At 68.6% G+C, this 8,246-nt stretch carries 9 protein-coding genes; 6 read left to right on the forward strand and 3 right to left on the reverse strand.

What is annotated here, in order from left to right; genetic code table 11:
* The 6 genes from G3N62_RS33040 to G3N62_RS33065 form a co-directional block, all read left to right on the forward strand.
* Positions 1 to 348 (forward strand): LysE family transporter (locus tag G3N62_RS33040; protein ID WP_206141445.1); only part of this gene is annotated, 348 nt, incomplete at its 5' end.
* A 227-nt stretch (positions 349 to 575) separates the two neighbouring features.
* Positions 576 to 1,346, forward strand: a complete 771-nt coding sequence (locus G3N62_RS33045; protein WP_034190283.1) for a ferredoxin--NADP reductase — start codon at positions 576 to 578, stop codon at positions 1,344 to 1,346.
* A gap of 415 nt (positions 1,347 to 1,761) precedes the next feature.
* Positions 1,762 to 2,577, forward strand: a complete 816-nt coding sequence (rqpS, locus tag G3N62_RS33050; protein ID WP_049036700.1) for a quorum system sensor histidine kinase RqpS — start codon at positions 1,762 to 1,764, stop codon at positions 2,575 to 2,577.
* Positions 2,578 to 2,584: 7 nt separating this feature from the next.
* A complete protein-coding gene (gene rqpR / locus G3N62_RS33055; protein WP_049036699.1) occupies positions 2,585 to 3,241 on the forward strand; it encodes a response regulator transcription factor RqpR in 657 nt (218 codons plus the stop codon).
* 244 nt (positions 3,242 to 3,485) lie between these two features.
* Positions 3,486 to 4,892, forward strand: coding sequence for an amino acid permease (locus G3N62_RS33060; protein WP_034190280.1), 1,407 nt, complete (start codon positions 3,486 to 3,488; stop codon positions 4,890 to 4,892).
* A 262-nt stretch (positions 4,893 to 5,154) separates the two neighbouring features.
* On the forward strand, positions 5,155 to 6,180 hold the full coding sequence (locus tag G3N62_RS33065) for an XdhC family protein (protein ID WP_059561519.1): 1,026 nt from the start codon (positions 5,155 to 5,157) through the stop codon (positions 6,178 to 6,180).
* A 55-nt stretch (positions 6,181 to 6,235) separates the two neighbouring features.
* Here the strand turns inward: G3N62_RS33065 and G3N62_RS33070 are convergent, their stop codons facing one another.
* The 3 genes from G3N62_RS33070 to G3N62_RS33080 all read right to left on the reverse strand — a co-directional run.
* Positions 6,236 to 6,970 carry a PepSY-associated TM helix domain-containing protein gene (locus G3N62_RS33070; RefSeq protein WP_034190278.1) on the reverse strand — a complete coding sequence of 245 codons (735 nt, stop codon included), beginning with the start codon at positions 6,968 to 6,970 and terminating at the stop codon, positions 6,236 to 6,238.
* A gap of 270 nt (positions 6,971 to 7,240) precedes the next feature.
* Positions 7,241 to 7,558 (reverse strand): EscU/YscU/HrcU family type III secretion system export apparatus switch protein, encoded by a 318-nt coding sequence (locus G3N62_RS33075; protein WP_034190277.1) that lies wholly within the window; start codon positions 7,556 to 7,558, stop codon positions 7,241 to 7,243.
* Positions 7,555 to 8,246, reverse strand: a 692-nt coding sequence (locus G3N62_RS33080) for a flagellar hook-length control protein FliK (RefSeq protein ID WP_206141446.1), incomplete at its 5' end; no start/stop codon positions are given. The genes G3N62_RS33075 and G3N62_RS33080, both read right to left, overlap by 4 nt.

The raw sequence follows: 8,246 nt of genomic DNA on the forward strand, positions 1-8,246 counted from the left end.
GCGCCGGTCGACGCGCCGGACGCCGCCGCGCCGCTGGCCGCGCCGCAGGCGCGCGACTACCTGCGCGCGTACCGCAGCGGCCTGTTCACGTGCCTGACGAACCCGAAGTCGTGCGCGTTCTGGACCAGCGTGTTCGCGGCGATGCTGCCCGCGCACGTGCCGCTGTGGTTCGACGGCGCGGTGCTGGTGACGATCGGCGTGCTGTCGGCCGGCTGGTATTCGTGCGTCGCGTACCTGTTCGCGAGCCCGCGCGCGCAGCGCGGCTACCGACGCGTGCGGCGCCCGCTCGACGCGCTGTGCGGCGTCGCGCTCGTCGGCCTCGGCGCGAAACTCGCGGCCGATCGCTGAAAGCTCGTTGCAAGCATTTGTTGCGCCAAATCCGCGCAGCCGCGGGGGTCAAGCCCGCGATCGGCGTCAACAGGGTAAAATAACGAGTTCCTCAAACGTCTGTCATCGAGAAGGCGCGTGTCCGACGCGCCGGCCGGCCGATCCAGGATCGGGCCGTCGCACTCGGTTTTTTTGCCCGTTTTTGGGCCCGTTACACGCGTTCGCCACGCGCGTCCGTTTTCAAAGCCATGAGCAAATACGACACCGCCACCGTCCAATCCGTCCATCACTGGACCGACACGCTGTTCAGCTTCACCTGCACCCGTGAGGCGAGCCTGCGCTTCAACAACGGCGAATTCACGATGGTCGGCCTCGAGGTCGACGGCAAGCCGCTCGCGCGCGCCTACTCGATCGTCAGCCCGAACTACGAAGAGCATCTCGAATTCTTCAGCATCAAGGTGCAGAACGGCCCGCTGACGTCGCGCCTGCAGCACCTGAAGGTGGGCGACACCGTGCTGATCGGCAAGAAGCCGACGGGCACGCTGGTCGCCGACAACCTGCTGCCGGGCAAGACGCTGTGGATGCTGTCGACGGGCACGGGCCTCGCGCCGTTCATGTCGATCATCCGCGATCCGGAGATCTACGAGCGCTTCGACAAGGTGATCCTGACGCACACGTGCCGCCTGAAGGGCGAGCTCGCGTACATGGACTACATCAAGCACGACCTGCCGGGCCACGAGTACCTCGGCGACATCATCAAGGAAAAGCTCGTCTACTACCCGACGGTCACGCGCGAAGCGTTCGACAACGAGGGCCGGATCACCGACCTGATCGCGACGGGCAAGCTGTTCACGGATCTCGACGTCCCGCCGTTCTCGCCGGAAAACGACCGCGTGATGCTGTGCGGCAGCACCGCGATGCTGAAGGACACGACCGACCTGCTGAAGCAGGCCGGCCTCGTCGAAGGCAAGAACAGCGCACCGGGCCACTACGTGATCGAGCGCGCGTTCGTGGACTGATCAGTCCCCAGATTTGCGCATCGTCAAGAACCGGAGCAAAAGCTCCGGTTTTTTTTCGTCCGCACTTGGCGAATTCGTAACAAACTGGGACCATCTCATCTCAAATAGTTACATTTGGATACGTCATCGCCGGGTCGTCGGGTGTCAGTGTTTTTCCTACAACAGGTTCATTCCGATTATTCACATTTACCCTTAAATGTCCGCCCGACATGACCTTTTCGGAAATTTTGAGATATTATTCGGCGCGCGTGGTTGTCGTTCGAATGAGAGTGGAAGGGTCGGATGCAAGTGTTACAAGGTGTAACTTTTGTTACCTCGGCATGGAGCGATTCTCTGGCGGCGACCGTCATCGAAACGGCAGCCGATTCACGCAGCCAGCCGGTGTCTGAACCGCTTTCTGACAGCAGGGAGAGTCATGGATACGTCGCTTAACGCGCCCGCGGGCGCCCACGCCCCGTTCCCGTCGCAGCAGCGCGTGCCCAACCGCGCCGCGACTCCGCCCGTTCCCGACACCGCGTCCGGACGCGACGCCTCCGCCGCACGGATCGCGGCCCTGTCCGCCCAATTGCTCGCCGCCGACGAAGCCGCCCGCCGCCATCTGGCCGGCGAGCTGCACGACGGGCTCGGCGCCGAATTGACCGCTGCCCGTTTCGCCCTCGCAAACGTTCAAACGTGGCTGCCGGCCGATGCGCCGGACGGCTGCCTGCGCGCGCTGGAGCTGGCGCAGCAGGCGCTCGACGCCGCCACCGACGCGAATCGCCGGCTGATCGACGAACGCGACACGCCGGCGCTCGACGCGGGCATGATCGGCGCGCTGTCGTCGTGGATCGACACGCACGCGGCGCGCACCGGCCTGCGCACGAGCTTCGTGTGTGCGGCCGACGCGCGCCTCACGCAGATCGCCGGCGCCAGCGCACTCGCGATATTCCGCGTCGCGCAGGAAGCGCTGTCGAACGTCGCGAAGCACGCCCGCGCGACGTCGGTCGACGTACGGATCGTCACCGACGGCACGCATCTGTCACTGATTGTCGCCGACGATGGGACCGGTTTCGCGCGCAGCCGCCGCACCGGCTACGGCCTCGCCGGCATGCGCGCCCGCTGCGAGGCCTTCGGCGGCGGCTTCGAGACGGCCACGCCGGAAACCGGCCGCGGCACGCGCGTCACCGCGCGTTTCGCGTGGGATTCGCTGCTCGCGGTGCCCGTCGCGGCCCGCCGCGCGTCGCTTTCGTGAGGTCGTCATGAGCCTGAACATCCTGCTCGTGGACGATCACGCGATCGTCCGGCAAGGGATTCGCCAGCTGCTGATCGACCGCGGCATCGCGCGCGACGTCACCGAGGCCGAGACCGGCGGCGACGCGATGGCGGCCGTCGACAAGCAGGAATTCGACGTGATCCTGCTCGACATCTCGCTCCCGGACACCAACGGCATCGAGGTGCTCAAGCGCCTCAAGCGCAAGCTGCCGCGCACGCCGGTACTGATGTTCTCGATGTACCGCGAGGACCAGTACGCGGTACGCGCGCTGAAGGCCGGCGCGGCCGGCTACCTGTCGAAGACGGTCAACGCCGCGCAGATGATCGGCGCGATCCAGCAGGTCGCGGCCGGCCGCAAGTACGTGAGCCCCGCGATGGCCGAGGCGCTCGCCGAATACGTGTCGTTCGAGAACGAGCCGCTGCCGCACGAGAAGCTGTCCGACCGCGAATACCAGACGCTCTGCATGCTCGCGTCGGGCAAGCGGCTCACCGACATCGCGAACACGCTGTCGCTGTCCGTGAAGACGGTGAGCGTGTACCGGTCGCGGCTGCTCGAGAAGATGCGGCTGTCGAACAACGCGGAACTCACGTTCTACGTGATGAGCAACCGGCTGGTCGACATGGCGCCCGCGACCGGCGCCTGACCGGCCCGCCGGCGTTGGGCCGGCCCGATTGGCTCGCCACCTCGGATTCGTCCGATTCCACGACGCGGCACGCGCCGCGTCGCCTTCAAACCGCCCCCCGTTTCGCGCGCAAGCGCTTGTTTTTCCGGACGATTCCGCGACACGCCGCTGCGCCGCAGCGGGTCTTGTTCGTCAAATCGGCTAAAATTACGGGTTTTCACTCAGTCAGCGCGCCGCCCCTGCGCGCGCCGGCGATTCATCCGCAATGTCTCTCTTCCGCAAGAAAAACGTCGATCGCATGATCGCCGGCGCGCACGCCGCCGGGCTCAAGAAAGCGCTCGGCGCGATCGACCTCACCTTCCTCGGCATCGGCGCGATCATCGGCACCGGCATCTTCGTGCTGACCGGCACCGGCGCCGTGCAGGCCGGCCCCGCGCTGATGCTGTCGTTCGTGATCGCCGCGATCGCGTGCGGCCTCGCGGCGCTGTCGTACGCGGAATTCGCGTCGACGATCCCCGTCGCCGGCTCGATCTACACGTATTCGTACGCGACGCTCGGCGAGCTCGTCGCGTGGATCATCGGCTGGGACCTGATGCTCGAATACGGCCTCGCGTCGTCGGCCGTGTCGGTCGGCTGGTCGGGCTACCTGCAGTCGCTGCTGCAAGGGTTCGGACTGTCGCTGCCGACCGTGCTGACGGCCGCGCCCGGCGCCGTGCCGGGCGTCGTCACGTGGTTCAACCTGCCCGCGTTCCTCGTGATGATCGTGATCACGACGCTGCTGTCGATCGGCATCCGCGAGTCGACCCGCATCAACAACATCATGGTGTTCATCAAGGTGTCGGTCGTGCTGCTCGTGATCGCGGTCGGCCTGTTCCACGTGACGCCCGCGAACTGGAAGCCGTTCATGCCGCACGGCTGGAACGGCGTGTTCGGCGCCGCGGCCGTGATGTTCTTCGCGTTCATCGGCTTCGACGCGGTGTCGTCGGCGGCCGAGGAGGTGAAGAACCCGAAACGCGACCTGCCGATCGGCATCATCGCGTCGCTCGCGGTGTGCGCGGTGCTGTACGTGACGGTCGCCGCGGTCGCGACCGGCATCGTGCCGGCGGCCCGGTACGCGAACATCTCGCACCCGATCTCGTACGCGCTGCAGGTTGCCGGCGAGACGTGGGTCGCGGGCTTCATCGATCTCGGCGCGGTGCTCGGCATGCTGACCGTGATTCTCGTGATGAGCTACGGCCAGACGCGCGTGATCTTCGCGATGTCGCGCGACGGGCTGCTGCCGGCGATGCTGTCGCGCGTGCACCCGCGCTACGCGACGCCGTTCCTGACGACCTGGCTCGTCGGCCTGTTCTTCGGGCTGATCGCCGCGCTCGTGCCGCTCAACGTGCTCGCCGAGCTGATCAACATCGGCACGCTCGCGGCATTCTCGATGGTGTCGATCGCGGTGCTCGTGCTGCGCCGCACGCACCCCGACCTGCCGCGCGCGTTCCGCTGCCCGGGCGTGCCCGTGGTGCCGATCCTCGCGGTCGCGGCCTGCCTGTTCCTGATGCTGAACCTGCAGCCCGTCACGTGGGCCGCATTCGGCATCTGGCTCGTGATCGGTCTCGCGATCTACTTCCTGTACTCGCGGCACCACTCGAAGCTCGCGCACGGCCACCACGACACGCACTGAGCGCCGTCGTCGCGCGCCCATGCCGCGCGACGACGAACGCGACAGCCGCGGGGCCGCCACCGGCCCTGCGCCCCCTCCCCCGAACCGGCCAGGCGCGGTTCCCGCGCGCGATCGCTGTCCGATCGTCGCGATCTCTTGCCCGATTCTCCGGATTTGGCCGCACGGGCCGCCACGCCGCCTGCACGTGTGCGCCGTGCGGTTCATAATCCCGCCATCGAACGACGGCCCCGGGCAAAGGGCCGTCCGGCAACAGGAAAACACGATGGAAAGTGTCGATCTCGATGTACTGAAATCCAGCGCGCGCTGGCTCGAAGAAGGGCGCCGCGTGCTGCTCGTGACGGTCGTGAAGACGTGGGGCTCGTCGCCGCGCCCCGAAGGCGCGATGCTCGCGGTGCGCGAGGACGGCCTGGTGGTCGGCTCCGTGTCCGGCGGCTGCATCGAGGACGACCTGATCGCCCGCGTGCACGCGAGCGGCATCGCGGCCGACGCGCGCCCGGAAGCGCTGAAGTACGGCGTGACGGCCGAGGAGGCGCACCGCTTCGGGCTGCCGTGCGGCGGCACGATCCAGCTGGTGCTCGAGCCGCTCACGCGCGACAGCGGGATTGCCGCGCTGTGCGCGGAAGTCGAGGCCGGCCGCCTCGTCACGCGCACGATGACGCTCGCGACCGGCCGCGCGTCGCTGTCGCCCGCCCAGGCCACCGACGGGCTCGCGTTCGACGGCGAGCGGCTCGTGACGATCCACGGGCCGCGCTACCGGATGCTCGTGATCGGCGCCGGCCAGTTGTCGCGCTATCTGTGCCAGATCGCGGTCGGGCTCGACTACCAGGTAACGGTGTGCGATCCGCGCGAGGAATACACGGATGCGTGGGACGTGCCGGGCACGCGCGTCGTGCGCACGATGCCCGACGATACGGTGCTCGAGATGAAGCTCGATGCGCGTTCGGCCGTGATCGCGCTGACGCACGACCCGAAGCTCGACGATCTCGCGCTGATGGAAGCGCTGAAGACGCCCGCGTTCTACGTGGGCGCGCTCGGCTCGCGGCGCAACAATGCGGCGCGGCGCGAACGGCTGCGCGAATTCGACCTGAACGAAGCGGAACTGGGCCGGCTGCACGGGCCGGCCGGCATCTACATCGGCAGCAGGACGCCGCCGGAAATCGCGATCTCGATCCTCGCCGAGGTCACGGCCGCGAAGAATCACGTGTCGCTGCCGACGATCCTGCAGGTCGAAGGCGCGAAAGCCGCCCGCGAGATCGCGGCGAACAGCGGCGCGGCCTGCGGGCTCTGAGCCGCCGCGGCGGCCAACGACGATCGCGCCGGCGACCGCCCGGCGCGAACCCCGATCAGGCCAGGCCGGCGGCCAGCGCCGCGGCGACCGAACCGACCACCAGCACGACGCCGACCGTGCGGCGCTTGTTCAGCTCGGTCCACAACAGCACGCCGGTCAGCGACAGCAGAATCAGCGAGCCCGCGATCGTATCCATCAGCAGCACCCAGCCGAGGTTCATCCCGACGCCGCGATGCAGGTTGTTCAGCGTCGTCAGGAACGTATTGCCGGTACGCTTCACCGATACGTAGCCGTTGCCGACCCAGTATTCGGCCTGCAGGTTCTGGTGCGGGCCGAACACGCCGAACTGCCAGTGCTCGGGCTGCATCACGCGTTTGTCGCCCCACGCGACGGCCTGCGCGGGCTCCTTGCGCATGCGGCCCGGCTTGCCGTCGAAATGCAGCTCCTGCTGCAGCCACTTCGTCATCGCGGCGGGCGTCTTCGGCACCGGATCCGGCAGCGCGATCTGCATCTCCTCGACCTGCGGCTCGCCGGTCGGGATCTTCAGCGGCGGCGCGCGGTGATTGAGCAGCACGCCCGTCACGCCGAACAGCAGCCCGAGCACCGCGCCCCACAGCCCGACCCAGCCGTGCACCTTGCGCAGCCACTTGATGAAGGTGGCGCGCCGCGAGCGCTGGCGGCGCGCGGCCAGTTCGTCGTCGCTGAGCGGGCGGCCCGCCGGGTGCAGCACGGTGACGCCGGCGCGCGGCATGCCCGTCTTGGGCGGGTCGATCGTTTCGGGCGCGTTCACGCGAAAGGTTCCATTCGTTCAAAACAACGGCCGGCGCGCAGTGCGTGCGCGTCGGCCGGGCAACATGAAAATGAGAATGGATATCATTACATAAATCGATCGCCGGCTCAATCCGTCACGGTCGCCGGCGGCGGCCCATCATGCATGGAGAGATTCGGCTGATGAGTGCGCGTTGCACGGAAATGCCGATCGATATGCGGCAAATGCCGTCGGACTGGCGCGACACGGCCGAGACAGCATTTCGTAAGAAGTCGCGCGACGCCAGGCGCGTCAGCGCAGCGGCGGCAGCGGAAAGCGCGGCGCGGTGTCGTCCGGCCCGGCCTCGGTGCGATCGAGCGCGTACAGCCACGCCAGCAGATCGGCGACGGCCTGGTAGAGCTGCGGCGGAATCCGGTCGTCGAGATCGACCTGCATCAGCAGCGACACCATCTCCGGCGCCGTATGCACGTACAGCCCCGCGTCGCGCGCGCGTGCGACGATCATCTCGGCGAGCAGGCCATAACCCTTCGCAACCACACGCGGCGCCGTGTCGCCGCCTTTCGGGTCGTAGACGAGCGCGGCCGCGCGCTTGCGGGACGTCATGCTCATCGCGGCGCCTCGTCGTCGGCCACCTGCGTCGGCGGGGCGCCGGCCGCTCCCCGCGCATACGCGGCGGCGGCCGCCTGGGCCGCGAACAGGTCGAAGCCGTCCGGCCCGTCGTCGACCGCGCGGATCGACAGTCCGCCGACCTTGAGCCCCGACCCCTCGAGCCGCTGCCGCAGCGCGGCCTCGTTTCGCGTGAGACGCTCGGCGCCCGTCTGGTTCGCGCGCAGCCGCGCGACGAGCTGCGCGCCGTTCAGCACCAGTTCCGCATCGACCGTGCCGAGCGACGGCAGCGTCAGCGTGAGGCGCGTGCGCCAGGCGATGCCGTCGCCCGCGTCGTCCCCTCCGCCGCGCTGCCCGCGGTTGTCCGGCGCGTCGGGCTCGATCGTCCAGTCGAGCCGCGCGCCCGGCCAGGCCTCGCCGGTCCAGCGAAACTGGTCGGTCGCGAGCGCATCGAGCTGCTGCCGGACGATCGGCACGGTGGCCGGATGGACGGTCGCAAGCGTCTGCGCCTGCGGATCGGACGATGCGGCAGCGAGGTCAGCCCGCGCCGGTGTCCAGCGCGTGTCGGCATGCGTGCCCAGCGGATCGGCGGTATCGGGCGGCAACGATGCGCCCTGCCGGGCGGCCGTCGGCAGGGCCTGCGCGGGATCGCGGGCCGCGCCCCCGCCCTGCGCCGGCGTACCCGGCTGCG

This window comes from Burkholderia sp. Tr-20355 (assembly GCF_017104685.1).
Taxonomy (GTDB): domain Bacteria; phylum Pseudomonadota; class Gammaproteobacteria; order Burkholderiales; family Burkholderiaceae; genus Burkholderia; species Burkholderia seminalis.